Consider the following 22,787-nt stretch of genomic DNA (forward strand, 5'->3'; position numbering starts at 1 on the left):
CCCACGGCACGCCGTGGGCTTTATTGGCAGTCAGTCGGGCAAGGCCTTACTGAGGCGAAACTTCGGTTTTAGGTTTGCCGTTGTGCCACTCGTACACGACAAATTTGAAGTCCTTCAGGTCGCCCTTGTCGTCGAAGCTCAGGTCGCCGGTAGGGGTCTTGAACGAACCGGCGTGGATGGCTTCAGCCACTTTGGTCGCGTCTTCGGACTTGGCCGCCTTGATGCCTTCGGCAATCACGGTCACTGCCGAGTAGGACGGGAACACGAACGGACCGCTCGGATCTTCCTTCTTGGCTTTGAACGCGTCAGCCAGGGCAACGTTGGCCGGATCCTGGTCGAAGGATTTCGGCAGGGTCACCAGCAGGCCTTCGGACGCGTCCTTGGCGATCTGGGTGATCGAGTCGTTACCCACGCCTTCCGGACCCATGAAGCGGGCTTTCAGGCCTTTTTCCTGAGCCTGACGCAGGATCAGACCCAGCTCCGGGTGGTAGCCGCCGTAGTAGACGAAGTCGACGTTGGCTTGCTTGAGCTTGGCGATGATTGCAGAGAAGTCTTTGTCGCCGGCGTTGACGCCTTCGAAGACGGCAACCTTGGTGCCTTTCTTCTCGAGGGTCGATTTCACGGCGGTGGCGATGCCTTCACCGTACTGCTGTTTGTCGTGCAGCACGCCAACCACTTTCGGTTTCACGTGATCGGCGATGTAGTTGCCGGCGGCAGGGCCCTGGGCGCTGTCGAGACCGATGGTGCGGAAGATCATTTTGTAGCCACGGGCGGTGATGTCCGGGCTGGTGGCAGCCGGGGTGATCATGATCACGCCTTCGTCTTCGTAGATGTCCGAAGCTGGCTGGGTGGAGCTGGAGCACAGGTGACCGACCACGAACTTGACGCCGTCGTTGACGACCTTGTTCGCTACCGCTACCGCTTGTTTCGGATCGCAGGCATCGTCGTATTCAACGGCTTCGAGTTTCTTGCCGTCGACGCCGCCCTTGGCGTTGATCTGCTCGATGGCCATTTTCGCGCCACTGAACTGCATGTCGCCGTACTGGGCTACTGGACCGGTTTTAGGACCGGCGATACCGATTTTGATGGTGTCAGCTGCGAACGAATGGCTGGCAACCCCGGCCAGAACCATAGCGGCAAACAGTTTGGAAATCTGCTTAGTAGCCTTAGTCATAGTGCTCCACTCTTACTGTTGTATTTTTTAGAGTTCTGGCGCCGTAGCAGCAGAACCGGGTCAGATATCTTTGCGATACCCTCCGGAAAATGCCCCGGCAACTGTACCGGTACAGTGTAGAGCGCCGCTTGATCAACTGGGAAGCGGGCGCCACGGGGCAAAACTTGGGGGTGTCGCATTTTTGAATGAAAGAGACAGAATTGCGGCGGGGCAATCGGGGGCATATATCCCAAAAGGCAGCATTCCCTGGCGTTCCTGCTCTTTTCGTTCGGTGCAGCGATTTGCAACCGGGTTTTTCTGCCGGACCACCGACGTTATCATTCGCGTCGATTTCTTTTCCGGACAGCTCCCATGAATCAAGAACCTAGCACCCTCTATGCCAAGCTGCTTGGTGAAACGGCATCTATTACCTGGAAAGAGCTGGAGCCGTTCTTCGCCAAGGGTGCCCTATTGTGGGTCGACCCTGACCTGGATTTGATCGCCGCCGCCGAGGCCGTGGCCTCGGATGAAGGCGAGAAAGTCGCGGCCTGGCTGGCCGACGACAAGGTCGCCAAGCTGTCTGAAACGCGGGCGCTGGATATTTTCGAGCGAGATCCACAGCTGTGGGCAGTGGTGGTTTCGCCGTGGATTCTGATCCAGGAAAGGGCGGCCGTTTAATTGCTCGCACTCTTTTGGTGCCTCGATTGCCGCGCCGCAAGTGTGTAGCGGAGTAGCGTGATGGCACCTTGCCGTGGAGAAATGCCACGCCTCACGGTGACGTAAACGTAACGGGAACAGTTTATGGAGCGGCCTGAGGGTCGCTTAATTGTTTCTGGATGTTCGTAAAGCTGAATTTGTCGGTGAAGTCGAGGGCGCCTTCGCGAGCAGGCTCGCTCCCACCTTGGAATGCACTTTCCTGTGGGAGCGAGCCTGCTCGCGAATGGGGCGACTCGGTACTGGATCAGACCGAGTAAGTCTTCCCGGTATGGTTATTCAGCGAAATCACCTTGGTCTTGCCAATCCGGTGGCGGTAGATCTCGCGCAGGTACTTGATCGACTTCTTCACGCAATCGCGCGACAGGCGAATGTCATTGATCGAGACGAACTTGTCCTTGTCGTTGATCAACTCGCGGTACTTCTTCTCGTACATCGGTTTGATCGCGTACCAGTTGGTATCGAGGATCTTCGCCGGGTTTTCGAATTCGTTGAGCAGGTCGTCGATCCGCTCTTCGTCGAAGTCTTCCTGAATGATGAAGTCGAGAATCGAGTTATCCAGCGTCTCGTCGAAACGGTACGGATTCTTCGCAAAGCAGCGCTTGATGAACGCCACGATCAGCGTGAGGAAGTCGTCCGACAGGCACGGGCTCTTGGCGATCAGGGTCGTCAGCGACAGGTTGGCCGAAGCGCCGATCACCAGCGCGTAGCGCTTGAGCGTGGTGTTGGGGAACAGGCTGTTGAGGTGGGTCTTCAACCGGTTCAGGTCCATGTACGACAGTTTGTAGTCTTTCGGCAGCGAGACGATCGAGACCACCGACGAGCAATTCTTGAAGAAGTGCAGGTCGTGCAGCGCGGCGGCGTCGTAGCCGGAATTCTTGTACTGCTCAAGCGAAGCGCGATAACGCTTGGATTCGATCGGCAGCAGGCTGATGCCTTCGATGGCCTGAGTGACCTTGTTGAAGTGCGGCAGGTCGATCGAACGGAAGAACAGGTCGTCGATGTTCAGGCGCTGCGGCTCTTTATCGAAGACCTTGAACTTGTCGCTGCTCGGCGGCGGGGTTTCCGGCACCACCGATTCGGCGTAGGCAATCGCCACCGGCCCGGCCAGACTCATGAACAGGTCGTTGGCGTCCAGGCGGATGGTTTCGCCGATGTCGATGCCGGCGCGGCGGAAGTAGTTCTGGTCGTAGTCAGTGGTGACTGCCTGCGCCGTCAGAATGTTGAAGATCTGCTGCGAGATGTATTGGTTGGCGTGCTTCTCCATGGCATTGACATCAATGTTCTGGATATTGCCGTCATCGCTTTCTTCGGCGTAACGCATGATGTCGTTGGAGATCAGCATCATCGCGTTCCACGGGCGGATACGCCCCATCACGCTGGCTTCGCTGCTGTCTTCGTTGGCGAAGTTGTAGGAGAAATCCCATTCCTCCGACAGGTATTTGCACAGCAGGCGCCCGGCGTTGATGTGCAGCGCCTCGGACATTTCGCTGCGGTGGTCGGAAATGTTCGGCAGCACGCAGATGCCACTGGTGAAGATCGGCTCAAAGACAAACGAATGACCGCTCTTGCCGTCATGCTCGTCCATCGGCTTGGTGTCGAAGGTCTTGTTCATGTACGAGTGCTGCTGGGCCAGACCGAACTCCGAGGCCATGCCCGAACCGGTACCGCCGCCGGCACTGAAAATCGAGAAATACAGGCGCGACTGGTTGGCCTTGATCCCGCAGCTGTCGATCAGGTACGAGTGGATCATTTTCCAGTCGGGGCTGGAGAAGCGCTGGGTGTCCTTGTTGAGGATGATCTTCGCCAGGTACTGGCCGAGGATCGGCGCGTTACCGGCGCCACCGGCGTGGACTTCGGACAAGTCCATGATCTTCATTTTGCTGTAGTCGCGCAGGAAGCCGCTTTTCTCGCCCTTGCGCGAGAAACGGATGCGCCCGGCAATGTCCTTGTCGAGGTCGCCGAGCATCACCAGCGGTTCGACCAGAAACACCGGTTTGGTCGATTTGCTGGTACCGATGCGCAGGTTGTTCTTGATCCACTGCGCCGGGCTGTAGCCCTTGTCGGCCAGACGCCGGTCGGTCGGGCGGTCTTCGTTGTTGAATTCGTTGAGGTAGAACTTGCGCGCGTTGTACACCAGCTCCGCCACGTCGAGGGCGATGTTGGAGCCGCAGCGACCGAGGCCGATCAGGCACACCGAGGGGAATTCCTGGTCGTTGTGCTGTTCGTTGTCGCCTTCCTGATGCGCCGGGCGCGGGAACACCGAATCGCGCAGGCCGTCGAGGTTATCGAGGATGCGGTCAGTGTTGGTTTCGGTGAAGTACAGGTATTGCTGGGTCGACAGCGGGCGCGAAGGCGGCGCGGGTTTCGATAATGACGCGCTGTTCGCGGCGGGGCTCAGGGTCAGATCGGCTGTTGCACTGGCGGGGTTGTTTTTGGAGGTCATGGTGCGCCATTTACCTGGACTGGGTTGGCCCGCCGAACATTGCCGGCGAACCTCACGGAATAAGATCTCGCGTCTTGTGTGCGCGAATACGGCCCGGGCGTCGTAGTGCTGGCTGGTCTGATCGCCGGGCGGAATCCTTTCCTGATCGTTGATGAATCGGCCATGATTCGGTGTTCTTTAATCGAAAAGAGGCGAAATGATGTCAACGCTACCTTCGTTGGGGTTTGCCGGAATCGGCCTGATGGGTCTGCCGATGTGCCAGCGTCTGCTGGCGGCGGGTCACCCGCTGACGGTGTGGAACCGCAACCCGGACAAGTGCGCGCCACTGGTTGCGGCCGGCGCCCGACAAGTGACGAGCCCCGCCGAACTGTGCGCACACGCCGACATCGTCATGCTGTGCCTGGCCGACACTGCCGTGGTGCGTGAGGTGGTGTTTGGCGCTGGCGGCGTTGCCGAAGGTGCGAAGAACGGCCAGCTATTGGTGGATTTCTCCAGTCTTGAACCGACCGCGACTCGCGAGATGGCCGCAGAGCTGGCCGAGAAAAGCGGCATGGGCTGGCTTGACTCCCCGGTGTCCGGCGGCGTAGTCGGCGCCGAGGCCGGCAGCCTGGCGATCATGGTTGGTGGTGCAGCGGCAGATCTTCAGCGCGTGCGCCCGGTGCTGCTCACTCTCGGCCAGCGCGTCACGCACATGGGCGGCATCGGTGCGGGGCAAGTGACCAAGGCGTGCAACCAGATGATTGTCGCCTGCAATGCGCTGGTGATCGCCGAAGTGGTGGCGTTGGCCGAGCAGGCCGGCGTCGATGCCAGTCTGATCGCCGAGGCGTTGGCCGGTGGTTTTGCAGATTCCAAGCCTTTGCAGATCCTTGCCCCGCAAATGGCCGAGAGCCGTTTCGAGCCGATCAAGTGGCACGTGCGCACGCTGCTCAAGGATCTCGACACGGCGGTGAAATTTTCCCGCGAGCAGGGCTCGGCGACGCCAATCAGCGGATTGGCCGCACAATTGATGCGCCTGCATGGGGCGCAAGGCTTTTCAGCGAAGGATCCAGCGACGCTGGTGCAAATGTATCGCGCGCCAGACTCAACGGATTGACCCCGAGCACGGGTTTGCGCTGGTTGATTTCATCGAGCACCGCGCGCAATTCGTCCAGCGGCACCGGGCGGCTGAGCAGATAACCCTGAATGAAGTCGCAGCCCGAACGCTCGAGAAACTCGTATTGTTCCAGACTCTCGACGCCCTCGGTGACTACCTGCAGATGCAGGGTGTGGGCCATGACGATGATCGCCTGGACGATCTCCATGTCCGCCGTGGCGGTGGGGATGTCGAGGATGAACGAGCGGTCGATCTTCAGGGTGTTCAGCGGCAGGCGCTTGAGGTAGGCCAGCGACGAGTAGCCGGTGCCGAAATCATCGATCGACAGCGACACACCGAGGGCGCGGATCTGCCGCAACAGCACCAGAGTGTTGGCGATGTTGCCCATCAAGGCGTTTTCGGTGACTTCCAATTCCAGGCGTTCCGGTGCCACGCCTGCTGTGTGCAAGGCGTGCTCGATCTCCTCGGCCAGCTCTTCGCGCGCCAGATTCAGCGGCGAGCAGTTCCAGGCGATTTTCAATTCGGCACAACCATGCCGCGACAGCTCGCCGAGATCCCTGCAGGCGCGGCGCAGCACCCAATTGTCCAGTTCGGCGATCAAACCGTTGTTTTCGGCGATACCGATGAAGCGATCCGGTGTAAGCAAACCGTGAACCGGATGCTGCCAGCGAATCAGTGCTTCGAGCTTGGTCACGCGCCCGGTTTTCAGTTCGAAGATCGGCTGATAGTAGAGCATCAGCGCGTGGTCTTGCCGTAGCGCACTGCGCAGTTCTTCTTCCAGTTGCAGCTCGAAACTGGCGCGGGTCTTCAGGCTGGAATTGAAGAAGTGCAGACCGTTGCGCCCGGCGCCCTTGGATTGGTACAAGGCCAGGTCGGCGTGTTTGAGCAGCTCTTCGCAAGTGGTGCCGTCTTCGGGAAACAGGCTGATGCCGATGCTGGTGGTCATCACCATGCGCCGGCCGGCCAGTTCGATCGGCTCTTTCATCTTGTGCATGATGCGCTGCGCCATGCCGCGCGCCTCTTCACGATCGCGCAGGCTGATAAGGATGCAGAATTCGTCGCCGCCGAACCGCGCGACCACGTCTTCATGGCTGCGCACCGAACTCTTGATGTGCTGGGCGATGACTTTGAGCAGCGCATCGCCGGCATCATGGCCGAGGCTGTCGTTGATGCGCTTGAAGTGGTCGATGTCGAGAAACATCACCGCGAGCATGCCGCCCTCGCTGGTTTTCTGGCTGAGCTTCTCGGCGAACAGCTGGTTGAAGCCACGGCGGTTGGTCAGGTTGGTCAGCGCGTCGTAATTGGCCGCTTGTTGCAAGGACATGCGCGCCTGATCGAGCTGACTGAGCAGGGCGTTGACCCGGCGCAGATCGTTTTCCTTGTTCTGCAGTTTCTTGTCGGCGAGGGCGGCGCTGATCGCACTGCCGAGGATCAGCAGGATGATCAGCGCTACGGTCAGGCCCAGTTGCAGATGCCCGGTGTCGCCGCCGCTTGCTGCCAGAGCGCCTTCGGGAAGCACCAGGTCCAGCGCAGCCATACCAGTGAAGTGCATGCTGATGATGCCGGCACCGAGAATCAGCGCAGCGCTGTACTTGAGCAATTGATGCGCCACGCCGCTGCCTTCGCTCAGATAGCGCGCCACCCACAGCGCGGCGAAACTGGCGCCGATGGCAATCAGCACCGACAACGCGAAGAGCCCCGGCTGATAGTAGGCGGTGGCGCTCGACTTCATCGCCGCCATGCCGACGTAATGCATGCCCGCGATGCCCAAGCCAATGACACACGCGGTTTTCAGGCAATGCAACGCGCTCGGCTGCACCTCACTGAGAGTGTGCATGGCCAGCCACGAGGCGAGCAGGGCGATCAGTAACGAGAAGAGGGTGACGCCGAGGTCGTACTGAATGTCGATCGGTGTCTGGAAAGCCAGCATGCTGATGAAGTGCATGGCCCAGATGCCGCCGGCCAGGCAGGTCGCGCCGATCCAGCGCCAGATTCGCCGCGACCCTGGATCTTCGGCATGCACGACGCGCTCGGCCATATCGAGCGTGGCGAAACTGGCCGCGCAGGCGACCAGATAGGCCACCAGCACCAGCAAGGGATTGTGACTGCAATCGAGGAGAATCTGCCCGCTCGCCGGCAGCTCGGCAACAAACTGCAAACCAAGCCACTCCATAGCGTGCCCCGTCTCGGATTCATAAGGCCGTGCGTCAGTCAGCGCAGGCGAATGGGAGGAGTATAGAGGCGGTTTTCAGGCTCGAAGGCGTAGTGGCATATTGGTGGTAATGATTTTGCCATTAGCCTCATAGCGATTCGCGCTAAGACTCAGGCAATGCGCTCCAGCGGCAGGTCGTTCCAGTGTGGTGGCAAGGGTGGCAGGCCGTGCGCGGCGCGGGCCTTGTCGCAGTCCGGGTTGTGCTCGCCGTTCTCCCACGATGCTTCAAACTCGCGGCAGGTGCTCGAGCGCTTGTCGTAGATCGTGCAGGCCACAGCGCTGCCGACCTCACCCGCCAGAGACATGCAACGCGCCGGTTTGCGGTCGGTGCCGATCATCGCCACTCGGCTCGGGGTGATCTGCGCGACCAATTCATCGGGGACCGTCCCGCCGGAGGATGAGCATTCACCCCAGAAAAAAGACACGCGAAAATGGGCACAGCAGGCACCGCAATTCAGACACGGACTGGCTTCGGACATGGGCGGAGGTATCAAAGGGATTGATCGGAAGATCCGGACGGATCCGGCGGCCATTCTAGGCTTTGCCATGCCGTTGGGAAGGGGGGCGCGAAACTATTTTTTTGTCGCCGGATTTTGCCGCGAAAGCCCCGTAGGGCGGGGGATTCCAGAGTTATCAAGGGCTTACGTTTCGTTACAGTGCGATGGTTCGATATCAGGCTGACGAATGATGACAGACAGCCCCCGCGCGGCTGACTAGATTGCAGGTTCCGGGCTCGACGCGCTGGCAGTGAAGCCCTCATAACAATAAAGAGACGGACCCATGCAGAACTCGACCCAAGCGGCGAATGCCTGGCGCATTCTGTTCCTGCTGTTCCTCGCCAACCTGTTCAATTTCTTCGACCGCACCATCCCGGCGATCATCATCGAACCGATCCGCATGGAATGGCACCTCAGCGACTTTCAGCTGGGCATCATCGGCACTGCGTTCACTATCGTTTACGCGATTGCCGGCCTGCCACTCGGGCGCATGGCCGACACCGGTTCACGCAGCAAGCTGATGGGCTGGGGCCTGGCGACCTGGAGTGCGCTGACTGCGGTCAACGGCATGGTCGGCAGTTTCTGGAGCTTTTTGATCGTGCGCATGGGCATCGGCATCGGCGAAGCCAGTTACGCACCAGCAGCCAACTCGCTGATCGGCGATCTGTTTCCGGCACACCGTCGGGCGCGGGCGATGGGCATTTTCATGCTCGGCCTGCCGCTGGGGCTGCTGCTGGCGTTCTTCACCATCGGCGCGATGGTCAAGGCGTTCGACAGCTGGCGCGCGCCGTTCTTCATTGCCGCCGTGCCGGGGCTGATCCTCGCGATCTTCATGTTCTTTATCAAAGAGCCCAAGCGCGGTGCCGCGGAATCCGTGCAGGTCTCGCAAGAGAAAGTCGACAAGCCGATCCGCCGCGTCCTCGCCGTGCCGACCTTCCTCTGGCTGGTGATGGCCGGGCTGTGCTTCAACTTCGCGACCTATGCCTGCAACTCGTTCCTGGTGCCGATGTTGCAGCGCTATTTCCTCATGCCGTTGCAGGAGGCGGCGGTGGCCACCGGCGTGATCGTCGGCGTCACCGGACTGGTCGGGCTGACTCTCGGCGGCTGGATCGCCGACAAGATTCATCAGCGTTTCGCCAGTGGGCGGCTGCTGTTTGCCGCGTTCAGTCTGATCATTTCGACCCTGTGCACAGCGTGGGCGCTGCATGCCGGGCGCATCGAGATCGGTGTGTTCGTCGCGGTGTTCAGCGTCGGCTGGCTGTTCGCGTACAACTTCTATACCTGCGTGTACACGGCGATTCAGGACGTCGTCGAACCACGCCTGCGGGCGACGGCGATGGCGTTGTTCTTCGCCGGTCTGTATCTGCTCGGCGGCGGGTTGGGGCCAGTGGTCGTCGGTGGGCTGTCGGATCACTTCGCGCACACGGCGATGCTGGCGGCGGGGGCTGAGCAGATGACCGAAGCGTTCAAGGCTGTTGGCCTGCACGACGCGATGTACCTGATCCCGGTGGCGCTGTTCCTGACCATGGTCTTTCTGTTTCTCGCGTCGCGCTGTTTTGTCCGCGATGCGCAGCGGATGAAGGAGGGGTTGGTGGCGGTGGTTGAGCCAGAAATTTCTGCGGCGACTGCTTAAGATCAAAAGATCGCAGCCTTCGGCAGCTCCTACAGGAGGAACGCATTCTCCCTGTAGGAGCTGCCGAAGGCTGCGATCTTTTGCTTTTTGCTTCTGAAATAAAAAAGGCCCGCATCACTGCGGGCCTCTTGGTTTTCAGCGGTGGAGCAGGGCGGTTTAACCCGCTACCAGCACCCGAATCGCTTCCAGGCGCAACGCCGCTTTGTCGAGCATCGCCAGACCCTGCTCACGCTGAGTGCGCAACGCCTCCAGTTCGCTGTCGCGCACGGTCGGGTTGACCGCTTGCAACGCGGTCAGGCGCGCCAGTTCTTCGTCGGTGTCGGCGGCCAGACGACGGCGCGCTTCGGCCACACGCTCGGCGTGACGCGGGGCGATCTTTTCTTCGCCGGCGTTGATCCGTGGCGTCAGCTGATCGCGCTGGGCCTGGATGAACTTGTTGGCGCTGGCCCGTGGCACGCTTTCCAGCTGATCGTTGAGGGTTTCGAACGACACCCGTGGTGACAAGTCGTTGCCATTGGCATCGAGCAGGCAACGCAGCGCCGCCGGTGGCAGGTAGCGACCCAGTTGCAGCGAGCGCGGTGCGACCACTTCGCTGACGTAGAGCAATTCGAGCAACACGGTGCCCGGCTTCAACGCCTTGTTCTTGATCAGCGCGACGGCGGTGTTGCCCATCGAACCGGACAGCACCAGATCCATGCCGCCCTGCACCATCGGGTGTTCCCAGGTGATGAACTGCATGTCTTCGCGCGACAGCGCCTGATTGCGGTCGTAGGTGATGGTCACGCCTTCGTCGTCGCCCAGCGGGAAACTGGCGTCGAGCATCTTCTCGCTCGGCTTGAGGATCAGGGCGTTTTCCGAGTGGTCTTCGCTGTCTATGCCGAACGCGTCGAACAGGGTTTCCATGTAGATCGGCAGGGCGAACTGATCGTCCTGCTCAAGGATCGCTTCTACCAGCGCTTCACCCTCGCCAGCGCCACCGGAGTTGAGTTCCAGCAGACGGTCGCGACCGGTGTGCAGCTCGGCTTCGAGACGTTCACGCTCGGCGCGTGCTTCGTCGATCAGCGCTTGCCATTCGCCGTCATCGGCTTCTTCAAGTAGCGGCAGCAGGCGCGGGCCGAACTGGTGCTGCAAGGCGTTGCCGGTCGGGCAGGTGTTGAGGAAAGCATTAAGTGCTTCGTGGTACCACTGGAACAGACGCTGTTGCGGGCTGGTTTCCAGGTACGGCACGTGCAATTCGATGATGTGCTTCTGGCCGATCCGGTCAAGACGACCGATACGCTGCTCGAGCAGGTCCGGGTGCGACGGCAGATCGAACAGCACCAGGTGGTGAGCGAACTGGAAGTTGCGACCCTCACTGCCGATCTCCGAGCAGATCAGCACCTGCGCGCCGAATTCTTCATCAGCGAAGTAGGCGGCGGCGCGGTCACGCTCAAGGATGTTCATGCCTTCGTGGAACACCGTGGCCGGGATGCCGGAGCGCACGCGCAGGGCGTCTTCCAGGTCCATCGCGGTTTCGGCGTGGGCGCAGATCACCAGCACTTTGGTGCGCTTGAGCATTTTCAGCTGATCGATCAGCCACTCCACGCGCGGATCGAATTTCCACCAGCGCTCTTCTTCACTGGTTTCCGGCTGGGCCTGGAAGCTGACTTCCGGGTACAGCTCGGCGTGTTCGCCCAGCGGCAGTTCGAGGTATTCGTCGGGGCACGGTAGCGGATACGGATGCAGTTTGCGCTCCGGGAAACCCTGCACAGCGGCGCGGGTATTACGGAACAGCACGCGGCCGGTGCCGTGGCGATCGAGCAGTTCACGCACGAGGCGGGCGCTGGCTTCAGTATCACCATCGTTGACGGCGGTGAGCAGGGCTTCGCCTTCGTTGCCGAGGAAACCGTGAATGGTCTTGTGCGCCTCGGCGGAGAGACGGCCCTTGTCGAGCAGTTCCTGCACAGCTTCGGCGACCGGGCGATAGTTGTCGCTCTCGGCGCGGAACGCGGCCAGGTTGTGGAAGCGGTTCGGGTCGAGCAGGCGCAGACGGGCGAAGTGGCTGTCCTGACCGAGTTGTTCCGGGGTGGCGGTGAGCAGCAGCACGCCGGGGATGACTTCGGCCAGTTGCTCGACCAGCGAATATTCCGCACTGGCTTTGTCTTCATGCCAGACCAGGTGGTGCGCTTCGTCGACCACCATCAGGTCCCAACCGGCGGCGAACAAGGCGTCCTGGGCTTTCTCGTCGTCGACCAGCCACTCCAGCGCGACCAGCGCCAATTGGGTGTCTTCGAATGGGTTGGTGGCATCGCTTTCGATGAAACGTTCTTCGTCGAACAGCGCGACCTGCAGGTTGAAGCGGCGGCGCATTTCCACCAGCCATTGGTGCTGAAGGTTTTCCGGCACCAGGATCAGCACGCGGTTGGCGCGGCCCGAAAGCAGTTGGCGATGGATGACCAGACCGGCTTCGATGGTTTTACCCAGACCCACTTCGTCCGCCAGCAGTACGCGCGGGGCGATACGGTCGGCGACTTCCCGGGCGATGTGCAACTGGTGCGCGATCGGTTGCGCACGCACGCCACCCAGGCCCCACAGCGAGGACTGCAACTGGCGGCTGGTGTGTTCAAGGGTGTTGTAGCGCAGTGAGAACCACGGCAGCGGGTCGATCTGCCCGGCGAACAGACGATCACTGGCGAGGCGGAACTGAATGAAGTTCGACAGCTGGGTTTCCGGCAGGGTGACGACTTCGTTCTGCCCGTTGAGGCCGTGATAGACCATCAGCCCGTCGACGTCGTCGACCTGCTGCACAGTCATCTTCCAGCCTTCGAAATGGGTGATGGAGTCGCCGGGCGAGAACCGCACGCGGGTCAGGGGCGCATTCCGTAGCGCGTACTGGCGGGTCTCGCCAGTGGCCGGGTAAAGCACGGTCAACAAGCGGCCGTCCTGTGCCAGAACGGTGCCTAAACCAAGCTCTGCTTCGCTGTCACTGATCCAGCGTTGCCCCGGTTGATACTGCTGCGCCATGCTGCCTGACTCCCACCTTGAAAAAGCGGGCTATCTTAACGGAATGCGACCCTGAGGCCAAAGAAATACTGGGGTAGGAGCTGCCGCAGGCTGCGATCTTTTGATCTGCGGGAACACTTGGGTTTTGCGTTGTCCCATAAGAGATCGCAGCCTTCGGCAGCTCCAACAGGTGCCAAGCGCATCACAAGTTTGCGACAGGCGGCTCAAGGCGCCTGCACCCCAGCCGATAGCCTGCAGACAGGAGACCTTTATATGTTGCCACCGATGCTCCCCTTGAGCGCCGTGCCGATCACTTCCCAGCAGGATCCGATCCGCCAGCGGCCGGACATCCCGCCAGTGGTGCCGGTGCAGGAAAGCTCCAACGAAAGCACGATCGATCTGCAGAAGCGTGATCCGGAAGAGGATCGTCTGCTGGCGCGCGAAGAACAGCGTCGCCAGCAGGAACGTGACCGCCGACGCCGCGAGGCGGATGAAGATCCTGAAGAGCATCTGGCCGTGCCGGGTACCGAGTTGAACGCCGACAACACCGTGCCGGTGGTGCCGTTGATAGACGATCAGCCGCGTCAGGGGCTGTGGGTCGATATCGAGATTTGAGCAGTGACTGGTCAGCGCCTGCGCCAAGCGGCATGATTGGCGCAATCCTGTCGGTGACGGCAGCTGTGATCTCTTTTGCGATGTGCCGGACGCCATGAGCCAAGACGACAAACTGATCGACCTCAGCACTGAACGCGCCAAGCGTGTGCATGACCTCAACGAGAAGCGCCTGAACGAAGTGCGCCAGGCTTTCGAGCAGGCGATGCCGTTGGGAAAAGCCAAGAAAAAGTCGAAGAACAAGCCGAAAAAGCGTTGATCTCCCGCTGCATTGGTTGATGCAGGTCAGTTATTTCCCCTCCTTTATTTCTCAACGTTGCGGATATTGATCCTGGTCAATATGTGCGCCTGTGTGTTTGTTAATTTGAATCCATCGCAGCAAAGCAAAGCAGGGCCGGGAGGTCAGTCATGTTTTTCGATAACGTGGTGTTTGCCGGGGTTCTCACGGTGGGGCTCATGGTGCTGTTTTTTGCAGGGTTTGGATTTTTTATCTGGAAGGATGCGCATAAGCGGCGCAAGTGAGTTCTTCTGGATTGATGGGCACGCAAGGCATTTTGGGGCGACTTCGGTTGCCCCTTTTTTTTGTGCCTTGGCGGCCTGTGGGCCGACCAGGCTGTTGGGGTTTTGGGTGAATATCCGTTGCTTCGGGTGTTGCTGATTACGGTTCCGCCCTTACGGCGGGTCACCTTTTTCAAACGCCNGCACCTCCTTCCGCTGTGTCTGGCTGCGCCAGACGGTCGCTGCGCTCCCACGCCCGGATCAATCCCTCCGCTCAGCCTTCCGACGTCGCCGGTGGATCAAGATCAAGAGCAGGCGAGCTGACACTCGGCCTATTGAGTGGTGAAAAGCGTGGGTGTCCGGCTTTTGACTTGCGTTGTTGCTGCCCCTCACCCCAGCCCTCTCCCCAGGGAGAGGGGCCGATTTATGTGGTGTTCAAAACCTGCATTCGACTCGGTATCGCAAGTCGGCGTACCCCGCCCAAACACCTCGGTCAGTTCCCTCTCCCTCCGGGAGAGGGCTAGGGTGAGGGGCTCTTGATCTGGCTTTTTCTTCGGCTCTTGATCTTTTGCCCCTTCGGCAGACTTCTTACCCCCAATAACAAAAAAGGCGTGATCCTCACGAATCACGCCTTTTCCAATCAACAGCTAACGATCAACTACCCAAAGCCTTCGAAGCCAACCAGAACAACCCGGCCGACAGCGCCACAGTCGCTGGCAGGGTCAGCACCCAGGCCAGCAAAATGGTCTTGACCGTGCCACCCTGCAGGCCGCTTTTATTGGCAACCATGGTCCCGGCAACACCCGAAGACAACACATGAGTGGTCGACACCGGCAGGCTGAAGATGTTGGCCATGCCGATCAGGCTGGCTGTGGTGATCTGTGCCGACATGCCCTGGGAATAGGTCATGCCCTGCTTGCCGATCTTCTCGCCAATGGTCAGCACCACACGCTTCCAGCCGACCATGGTGCCCAGGCCCAGTGCCAGGGCGACCGCCAGAATCACCCAGAATGGCGCGTATTCAGTGGTGGTGGTCAGGTCTTTGCGCAGCTTGTCGAGGTCAGCCTTTTCACGGGCTTCGAGGCCTGGCAGCTTGCCGACTTTCTTCGCCGTGTCGTCCAGGCAGAGCAGGTAGCGACGCACTTCGATGCGGCTGTCCGACGACAGCGAATGGTAGTCCGCTACACCTTTGAGGGTGTGCAGCAGGGCGGTGATGGTCGGTTCGGTCTGCTGCGGATTGCAGCGGAATTTCTCCGGCAGGTCGCCTTCCACGCTCTTGCCCAGCGCCAGGAACTCGCCCAGCGAATCGGCGTTGCGCTGGTAGAACTGGCTCAGGTGCAGGGTCGCATCGCGGGTGCGTTCGATCTGGTAGGTGGTGCTGTTCAGGTCGAGTACGAACTGTGCCGGGACGATACCGATCAGCACCAGCATGATCAGGCCGATGCCTTTCTGGCCATCGTTGGAACCGTGCACGAAGCTCACGGCCATGGCCGAGATCACCAGGACCAGACGGTTCCAGAACGGCGGGTGCTTTTTGTCGTCGATCTTGCGGCGCTGTTCCGGTGTCTTGTGCATCTTCGACAGCGGGCGCCACCATTTCAGGCCGATCAGCACCAGCGCGGCGATGAGGAAGCCGGCCATCGGCGAGAACACCAGCGAGGCGCCGATGTCGATCGCTTTCTGCCAGTTCACGCCATCTCTCAACGGAATGTCGTTGATCAGCGCGTTGGCCAGGCCGACACCGAGGATCGAGCCGATCAGGGTGTGCGAGCTGGAAGCCGGGATACCGAAGTACCAGGTGCCCAGGTTCCAGGCGATTGCCGCGGCGAGCAACGAGAACACCATCGCCAGGCCATGGCCGGTGTTCACATTGATCAGCAGCTCAACCGGCAGCAGGTGGACGATGGCATACGCCACGCCAACGCCGCCCAGCAGCACGCCGAGGAAATTGAACACACCGGAAAAGAACACCGCCAGGTGTGGCGGCATGGCTTTGGTGTAGATAACAGTGGCTACCGCGTTAGCGGTGTCATGAAATCCATTGATGAACTCGAAGGCGAGGACAAACGTCAGGGCGAGCAAGAGGCTCACAAGCACCCAAGCATCCAGTCCGCTGAATAAATCGATCATGAAGGTTTTCTGACCCGGTCGTAAGGGGGCGCGATTATGCCAGAAAAGACAGGAAATCGATGCCCCGTCTGCTCACTGGTCACACCCTTCTTCGATTTAATTTGTTGCAGGGCGTGAAAACCAAGCAGCACGCAGGGTTTTTCAACTAATTGATTTTATTGAATAAACTATATTTTCGAGCCGTTTTTTCAGACATCGCAAAGGCTCAAACGCTTGTCTGAAATATCTCTGAAACCTGTGGGACGCTCGTTCATAAGACGCAAAACAGCGATGCAGCCGCTGCCCGCGGTTAGCGGGCGCGCGAGGTGTCGTCTTCCACCGCGCTGTGGCTCAGGCGGACGCCGACTTTCGAATGCTCAACCGCCGTGGCTCATGGCTCTTCGGCTTTGAGTTCCTTTTCGATCTTTTCGATTTCCTGCTTGAACACCTGATCCTGAACGGTAGGGCGCTTGCGCCATGCCTTGCGTTCCGGTTCCGGCTGAGCGGCGTAGGTGGTGACTTCCCCGCCGTAAACTTCCTTGTAACGTTGTTCCTGGCGCTCTAGTTCCGCGCGCAGTTCGTCTTTTGTCACGGTGCTACCTGTATGAGTTGAATTGAATATCCGGTGAAACACACTGCAACGAGTCAATTGCGCGCCCCCGCCAGTCATCCACAGCCCGATCGGGCGCGGAGACATTGCAGAGGCGATCAAGACTTCCGTGTTACAGGCGGCTACGGCACCAGATAAAAACTGACGCAGCATCAGTTTCCTGTTTCAGCGAGCGCTGGCGTTGCATGTGTGATGGGCGCCGGGCGCTGGCCGGAGCTGAGACGAAGGACCTCGCTTCAGCAAGTCGCGGGCCTTTGATTAAAGCGCCGCGACCAGGGTGCATTATAGCGGCCGATTCGGGAATGACTATCTTTGCCAAGTTAAAAACGGTTCTGAATGTGTGATGGTTTTGTTGCTGGCAACTTTTGCCGCTAGTTAAGTGTAAAGACAGCGTTATAGAACAGGCGTTCTGTTTTTGGCGCCATTAACTAGCACAACTAAGTTGCGGGCAGAATCGCTAAAGCTGCTTCTAGCATGAAGAGGAGGGCGGGGGGCTGGATTGCGATTATCGGTCGGCGGTTCGATAATCGCCCAATGTTGGCGCCCCGGTGCTTGTGCATCGCGCGGCGAGCCGTTTGACTAGGCATCGATGCGTGCCGGACAAGGACAAGAAATGAACGATCAAATGCGCAACTCCTTCACCTCGGTGGCGCCGCCCATCGTCGCCTCGCCGGCCAAGCGCATTCAGGCGCTGACCGGTGATCCGGATTTCATGACTTCCCTGGCTCGCGGTCTGGCGGTGGTGCAAGCGTTTCAAGAACGCAAACGCCACCTGACCATCGCGCAGATCAGCCACCGCACGGAAATCCCCCGCGCCGCCGTGCGCCGTTGCCTGCACACGCTGATCAAGCTCGGCTACGCCACCACCGACGGGCGCACCTATTCGCTGCTGCCGAAAGTGCTGACCCTCGGCCACGCCTATCTGTCCTCGACACCGCTGGCCGTCTCCGCCCAACCGTATCTGGATCGCATGAGCGAGCAGCTGCACGAAGCCTGCAACATGGCGACGCTGGAGGGCGATGACATTCTCTATATCGCGCGTTCGGCGACCACTCAGCGATTGATCTCGGTCGACCTTTCCGTCGGAGGGCGGTTGCCGGCGTATTGCACGTCGATGGGGCGCATTCTGTTGGCCGCGCTGGACGACACCTCCCTGGGCGAATACCTCGACCACGCCGAACTGGTGGCCAAGACCAGCCGCACCATTCATACCCCGGACGCGTTGCTCGAATGTTTGCAGCAGGTGCGGCAGCAGGGCTGGTGCATTGTCGATCAGGAACTGGAACAGGGACTGCGCTCGATCGCCGTGCCGGTGTACGACGCCTCGGGGCAAGTGGTCGCCGCGCTGAATGTCAGCACCCACGCCGGGCGGGTCAGTCGCGCCGAGCTGGAGCAGCGCTTCTTGCCCGGCCTGCTCAGCGCCAGTCGCGACCTCAGTGCGCAGCTGTTCGCCTGAGGAAGCTGTTCGATAAACGCACAGTGTTGCGTTTATCGAATTGACGCTAAAACCCTCGGATCATTAATGTCGCGGCAGCGTCATCCGGCGCTGATGTGAATGAGCTCGCCGGACTGTCGACCCCATAATAATGACAAGAGGCAATTCACCATGCGCTCGCTCCCCGACTGTCTGTATCCCACCCGTTGTTGCCGGGTTCACCGCAACGCCTGATTACAACCTTCTATTCTTGTGACCGTGCCTTGCTTTGGCCGGCCGCCGTTCGACTGCGTTTTTTGCGTGGAATAAAAATAATGAACCAGCCTCAGTCCGCTGTGGGTAACTGCCTCGATGTGCAGACCTTCATCAACGCCCAACCGATCTCGCGCTATCAGTGGCGGGTGGTGATCCTGTGTTTCCTGATCGTATTTCTCGACGGCCTCGACACCGCCGCCATGGGCTTCATCGCCCCAGCGCTGTCGCAAGACTGGGGCATTGACCGCGCCAGCCTCGGCCCGGTGATGAGTGCTGCGCTGATCGGCATGGTCTTCGGCGCGCTCGGCTCCGGCCCTTTGGCTGACCGCTTCGGGCGCAAAGTCGTCCTCGTCGGTGCGGTGATTCTGTTCGGCGGCTTCAGCCTGGCCTCGGCGTACAGCACCAACGTCGAACAACTGCTGGTGTTGCGCTTTCTGACCGGCCTCGGTCTCGGCGCGGGCATGCCCAACGCCACGACCCTGCTCTCGGAATACACCCCGGAGCGCAAGAAGTCGCTGCTGGTGACCAGCATGTTCTGCGGCTTCAACCTCGGCATGGCCGGCGGCGGTTTCATCTCCGCGAAGCTGATCCCGGCGTTCGGCTGGCATGCTCTGCTGATGATCGGCGGGATCCTGCCGCTGATCCTCGCCGTGGTATTGGTGTTCTGGCTGCCGGAATCGGCGCGCTATCTGGTGGTGCGCAACCGTGGCACCGACAAAGTGCGCAAGACCCTCGCGCCGATCGACCCGGTCACCGTCGCCCAGGCTGCGAGCTTCAGCGTGCCGGAGCAGAAAACCGTCAAGGCGCGCAACGTCTTTGCGGTGATTTTCTCCGGTACGTACAGCACCGGCACGCTGCTGTTGTGGCTGACTTATTTCATGGGGCTGGTGATTGTGTACCTGCTGACCAGTTGGCTGCCGACGCTGATGCGCGACAGCGGCGCGAGCATGGAGCAGGCCGCGTTCATCGGCGCGTTGTTCCAGTTTGGCGGCGTGTTGAGCGCGGTCGGGGTGGGCTGGGCGATGGACCGCTTCAATCCGCACAAGGTCATCGGCATTTTCTACCTGCTGGCCGGGGTGTTTGCCTACGCCGTGGGGCAGAGCCTGGGCAACATCACCTTGCTGGCGACGCTGGTACTGGTGGCGGGCATGTGCGTTAACGGCGCGCAATCGGCGATGCCGTCATTGGCCGCGCGCTTCTACCCGACTCAAGGCCGCGCGACCGGTGTGTCGTGGATGCTCGGCATCGGCCGCTTCGGCGCGATTCTTGGCGCGTGGATGGGCGCAACCTTGCTTGGCCTGGGCTGGAATTTCGAGCAAGTGCTGACCGCTCTGGTGATCCCGGCTGGGTTGGCGACGGCGGCGGTGTTGATCAAAGGCATGGTCAGTCATGCGGATGCGACCTGAGTCGGGCGCAGATCGTTATTGAACAGGCTGGCCCCTTCGCGAGCAGGCTCGCTCCCACATTCTGAAATGCATTCCAAGGTGGGAGCGAGCCTGCTCGCGAAGCTGTTGATCTGATTGTTAGCTGAATAACAATCCGTTCGATAAACGAACACTCAGTCGATTATCGGATTGTTTGGCGAATTTCCCGAGCTTAATCTTCAGTGACTCCGGCGCTGAACCTCGCGCCTTTTTATCACTGGCGATTCCTTACAAGAACAGGAGCCCGCTCCATGGCTGAGATCCTTTCGCTGCACGACGCGGTGAAGCAATTCGTCAACGACGGCGATACCGTCGCCCTCGAAGGCTTCACTCACCTGATCCCTACGGCAGCGGGTCATGAAATCATTCGTCAAGGCAAGAAAGATCTGACGCTGGTGCGGATGACGCCTGATCTGATCTACGACCAACTGATCGGCGCCGGTTGCGCGCGCAAACTGATTTTCTCCTGGGGCGGCAACCCGGGCGTGGGTTCGCTGCACCGTCTGCGTGACGCGGTCGAAAAGCAGTGGCCGCACGCGCTGGAAATTGAAGAACACAGCCACGCCGACCTCGCCAACGCCTACGTCGCCGGCGCGTCCGGCCTGCCCTTCGCGGTGCTGCGTGCCTACGCCGGCTCCGACCTGCCGAAGGTCAATCCGCTGATCAAAACCGTGACCTGCCCGTTCACCGGCGAAGTGCTGGCGGCAGTGCCATCGGTACGCCCGGACGTCACCGTGATTCACGCGCAGAAGGCCGACCGCAAGGGCAACGTGTTGCTCTGGGGCATTCTCGGTGTGCAGAAAGAAGCCGCGCTGGCCGCCAAACGCTGCATCGTCACCGTGGAAGAAATCGTCGACGACCTCAACGCACCGATGAACGCTTGCGTACTGCCGACCTGGGCCTTGAGTGCGGTCTGTCACGTGCCGGGCGGCGCGCATCCGTCCTACGCCCATGGTTACACCGAGCGTGACAATCGTTTCTATCAGGCGTGGGATCCGATCGCTCGCGACCGTGAGACGTTTACCGCGTGGATCAACGAATACATCCATGGCTGCGCTGACTTCAGCGAATTCCAGGCCAAATTGGCCGCTGCTTCGGAGGCCAAGTAATGACTTACACCACCAATGAAATGATGACCGTCGCGGCGGCCCGGCGCCTGAAGAACGGCTCGGTATGCTTCGTCGGCATCGGCCTGCCATCGAAAGCCGCCAACCTCGCGCGCCTGACTTCATCGCCGGACGTGGTGCTGATCTACGAATCCGGCCCGATTGGCGCCAAGCCGAGCGTACTGCCTCTGTCGATCGGTGACGGCGAGTTGGCCGAGACCGCCGACACCGTGGTGCCGACCGGTGAGATTTTTCGCTACTGGCTGCAGGGCGGGCGCATCGACGTCGGTTTCCTCGGCGCCGCGCAGGTCGACCGTTTCGGCAACATCAACACCACCGTGGTCGGCGACTACCACGCGCCGAAAGTGCGTCTGCCGGGTGCCGGTGGCGCGCCGGAGATTGCCGGTTCGGCGAAAAGCGTGTTGATCATCCTTAAACAGTCGGCGCGTTCGTTTGTCGACAAGCTCGACTTCATCACCTCGGTCGGTCACGGCGAGGGCGGCGATTCGCGTAAACGTCTGGGCCTGCCGGGCGCCGGGCCGGTGGGCATCATCACCGACCTGTGCATCATGGAACCGGAGGAGGGCACCCACGAATTCGTGGTCACCGCGCTGCATCCGGGCGTGAGCCGCGAGCAAGTGGTCGCCGCCACCGGTTGGGCGATTCGTTTTGCCGACTCCGTTGAAACCACCGCTGAGCCGACCGAAGTCGAGCTGACGGCGCTGCGTGATCTGGAAGCGCGCACCGCTGCCGCCCATGGCCAGGCACCGGGAGAAGCATGATGCGTGACGTGTATATCTGCGACGCGATTCGCACCCCCATCGGCCGTTTCGGTGGCGCACTGTCCGCCGTGCGCGCCGATGACCTGGCCGCCGTGCCGATCAAGGCCTTGATGGAGCGCAATCCATCGGTGGACTGGAACGCCGTCGATGAGGTGTTCCTCGGCTGCGCCAACCAGGCTGGCGAGGACAACCGCAACGTCGCGCGCATGGCGCTGCTGCTCGCCGGCCTGCCGGACAGCGTGCCGGGCGTGACCCTCAATCGTCTCTGCGCTTCGGGCATGGACGCGATCGGCACCGCATTCCGTGCGATTGCCAGCGGTGAGATGGAGCTGGCGATTGCCGGCGGCGTCGAGTCGATGTCCCGCGCACCGTTCGTGATGGGCAAGGCCGACGCGGCGTTCTCGCGCAACATGAAACTGGAAGACACCACCATCGGCTGGCGTTTCATCAACCCGCTGATGAAGGCGCAGTACGGCGTCGATGCCATGCCGCAGACCGCTGATAACGTCGCCGACGACTATAAAGTCTCGCGCGCAGATCAGGACGCCTTTGCTCTGCGCAGTCAGCAACGTACCGCCGCCGCGCAGGCTGCCGGTTACTTTGCTGAAGAAATTGTCGAAGTGCGCATCGCCCACAAAAAGGGCGAAACCGTGGTCAGCGAGGACGAACATCCGCGCGCCGACACTACGATTGAAGCGCTGGCGAAACTGAAACCGGTCAATGGCGCGGACAAAACCGTCACCGCCGGCAATGCCTCCGGGGTCAACGATGGTGCTGCTGCGCTGATTCTGGCGTCAGCCGAAGCGGTGAAAAAACACGGCCTGACCGCCCGCGCAAAAGTGCTCGGCATGGCCAGCGCCGGTGTCGCACCTCGGGTGATGGGCATCGGCCCGGTGCCAGCGGTGCGCAAACTGACCGAGCGCCTCGGCGTGGCGCTCAGCGATTTCGACGTGATCGAACTCAACGAAGCGTTTGCCAGCCAGGGCCTCGCGGTATTGCGCGAGTTGGGCCTGGCCGACGATGCGCCGCAGGTCAACCCGAATGGCGGCGCGATTGCCCTCGGTCACCCATTGGGCATGAGCGGTGCGCGGCTGGTGCTGACCGCCCTGCATCATCTGGAAAAGACTGGCGGCAAGAAAGGTCTGGCGACCATGTGCGTCGGTGTTGGCCAGGGTCTGGCCCTGGCCATCGAACGTGTCTGACGCGCTGCGGCACTTACAAGAACT

18 protein-coding genes are annotated in these 22,787 nt (G+C 60.6%); 11 read left to right on the forward strand and 7 right to left on the reverse strand.

What is annotated here, in order from left to right; translation table 11 throughout:
* Positions 1–46: 46 nt before the first annotated feature.
* Entirely contained in the window at positions 47–1,174 is a 1,128-nt protein-coding gene (locus PspCFBP13508_RS18680) for a branched-chain amino acid ABC transporter substrate-binding protein (RefSeq protein WP_024011924.1), read from the reverse strand.
* Between the two features lie 351 nt (positions 1,175–1,525).
* Between PspCFBP13508_RS18680 and PspCFBP13508_RS18685 the strand changes: the two genes are divergently transcribed.
* Positions 1,526–1,831, forward strand: coding sequence for a DUF2288 domain-containing protein (locus PspCFBP13508_RS18685; RefSeq protein ID WP_016771353.1), 306 nt, complete (start codon positions 1,526–1,528; stop codon positions 1,829–1,831).
* A 283-nt stretch (positions 1,832–2,114) separates the two neighbouring features.
* On the opposite strand, the gene PspCFBP13508_RS18690 is transcribed toward PspCFBP13508_RS18685, so the two are convergent.
* Complete coding sequence (locus PspCFBP13508_RS18690; protein ID WP_137215367.1) at positions 2,115–4,313, reverse strand: hypothetical protein; 2,199 nt, start codon at positions 4,311–4,313, stop codon at positions 2,115–2,117.
* Positions 4,314–4,509: 196 nt separating this feature from the next.
* Between PspCFBP13508_RS18690 and PspCFBP13508_RS18695 the strand changes: the two genes are divergently transcribed.
* Complete coding sequence (locus PspCFBP13508_RS18695) at positions 4,510–5,406, forward strand: NAD(P)-dependent oxidoreductase (protein WP_161984086.1); 897 nt, start codon at positions 4,510–4,512, stop codon at positions 5,404–5,406.
* Here PspCFBP13508_RS18695 and PspCFBP13508_RS18700 read toward each other — a convergent pair.
* Positions 5,297–7,579, reverse strand: a complete 2,283-nt coding sequence (locus PspCFBP13508_RS18700) for an EAL domain-containing protein (protein WP_130911952.1) — start codon at positions 7,577–7,579, stop codon at positions 5,297–5,299. The two genes, PspCFBP13508_RS18695 and PspCFBP13508_RS18700, sit on opposite strands and share 110 nt — an antisense overlap.
* 149 nt (positions 7,580–7,728) lie before the next feature.
* Positions 7,729–8,097, reverse strand: a complete 369-nt coding sequence (locus tag PspCFBP13508_RS18705; protein WP_137215369.1) for a YkgJ family cysteine cluster protein — start codon at positions 8,095–8,097, stop codon at positions 7,729–7,731.
* A gap of 301 nt (positions 8,098–8,398) precedes the next feature.
* Between PspCFBP13508_RS18705 and PspCFBP13508_RS18715 the strand changes: the two genes are divergently transcribed.
* Positions 8,399–9,748 carry an MFS transporter gene (locus PspCFBP13508_RS18715; RefSeq protein ID WP_130911951.1) on the forward strand — a complete coding sequence of 450 codons (1,350 nt, stop codon included), beginning with the start codon at positions 8,399–8,401 and terminating at the stop codon, positions 9,746–9,748.
* Positions 9,749–9,904: 156 nt separating this feature from the next.
* Here PspCFBP13508_RS18715 and rapA read toward each other — a convergent pair whose 3' ends face one another.
* The gene (gene rapA, locus PspCFBP13508_RS18720; RefSeq protein WP_130911950.1) at positions 9,905–12,751 is read right to left on the reverse strand and encodes an RNA polymerase-associated protein RapA; all 2,847 of its coding nucleotides are present in this window, start codon (positions 12,749–12,751) and stop codon (positions 9,905–9,907) included.
* A 252-nt stretch (positions 12,752–13,003) separates the two neighbouring features.
* Between rapA and PspCFBP13508_RS18725 the strand changes: the two genes are divergently transcribed.
* From PspCFBP13508_RS18725 to ccoM, 3 genes are all read left to right on the forward strand, one after another.
* On the forward strand, positions 13,004–13,345 hold the full coding sequence (locus PspCFBP13508_RS18725) for a hypothetical protein (protein ID WP_024011931.1): 342 nt from the start codon (positions 13,004–13,006) through the stop codon (positions 13,343–13,345).
* Positions 13,346–13,439: 94 nt separating this feature from the next.
* Entirely contained in the window at positions 13,440–13,601 is a 162-nt protein-coding gene (locus PspCFBP13508_RS27460; protein ID WP_016771347.1) for a hypothetical protein, read from the forward strand.
* Between the two features lie 149 nt (positions 13,602–13,750).
* Entirely contained in the window at positions 13,751–13,864 is a 114-nt protein-coding gene (gene ccoM / locus PspCFBP13508_RS27825; RefSeq protein ID WP_016771346.1) for a cytochrome c oxidase subunit CcoM, read from the forward strand.
* Between the two features lie 630 nt (positions 13,865–14,494).
* Here ccoM and PspCFBP13508_RS18730 read toward each other — a convergent pair.
* A complete protein-coding gene (locus PspCFBP13508_RS18730; RefSeq protein ID WP_016771345.1) occupies positions 14,495–15,970 on the reverse strand; it encodes an inorganic phosphate transporter in 1,476 nt (491 codons plus the stop codon).
* A 370-nt stretch (positions 15,971–16,340) separates the two neighbouring features.
* Positions 16,341–16,541, reverse strand: a complete 201-nt coding sequence (locus PspCFBP13508_RS18735; RefSeq protein WP_008080067.1) for a hypothetical protein — start codon at positions 16,539–16,541, stop codon at positions 16,341–16,343.
* A gap of 631 nt (positions 16,542–17,172) precedes the next feature.
* On the opposite strand from PspCFBP13508_RS18735, the gene pcaR reads away from it, so the two are divergent.
* The 5 genes from pcaR (at position 17,173) to pcaF (ending at position 22,763) form a co-directional block, all read left to right on the forward strand.
* Entirely contained in the window at positions 17,173–18,015 is an 843-nt protein-coding gene (pcaR, locus tag PspCFBP13508_RS18740; protein ID WP_016771343.1) for a pca regulon transcriptional regulator PcaR, read from the forward strand.
* 293 nt (positions 18,016–18,308) lie between these two features.
* Positions 18,309–19,655: an MFS transporter gene (locus tag PspCFBP13508_RS18745; protein WP_073475852.1), complete on the forward strand. Its 1,347-nt coding sequence runs from the start codon at positions 18,309–18,311 to the stop codon at positions 19,653–19,655.
* 269 nt (positions 19,656–19,924) lie between these two features.
* Positions 19,925–20,782, forward strand: coding sequence for a CoA transferase subunit A (locus PspCFBP13508_RS18750; protein ID WP_024011937.1), 858 nt, complete (start codon positions 19,925–19,927; stop codon positions 20,780–20,782).
* Entirely contained in the window at positions 20,782–21,561 is a 780-nt protein-coding gene (locus PspCFBP13508_RS18755) for a CoA-transferase subunit beta (protein WP_071174622.1), read from the forward strand. Before PspCFBP13508_RS18750 ends, PspCFBP13508_RS18755 begins: the two co-directional genes overlap by 1 nt.
* Positions 21,558–22,763 carry a 3-oxoadipyl-CoA thiolase gene (pcaF, locus tag PspCFBP13508_RS18760; protein ID WP_178084500.1) on the forward strand — a complete coding sequence of 402 codons (1,206 nt, stop codon included), beginning with the start codon at positions 21,558–21,560 and terminating at the stop codon, positions 22,761–22,763. The genes PspCFBP13508_RS18755 and pcaF overlap by 4 nt, the downstream gene beginning before the upstream one ends.
* Positions 22,764–22,787 lie beyond the last annotated feature (24 nt).

This window comes from Pseudomonas sp. CFBP13508, assembly GCF_005233515.1.
In the GTDB taxonomy this organism is placed as follows: Bacteria; Pseudomonadota; Gammaproteobacteria; order Pseudomonadales; family Pseudomonadaceae; genus Aquipseudomonas; species Aquipseudomonas mercuritolerans.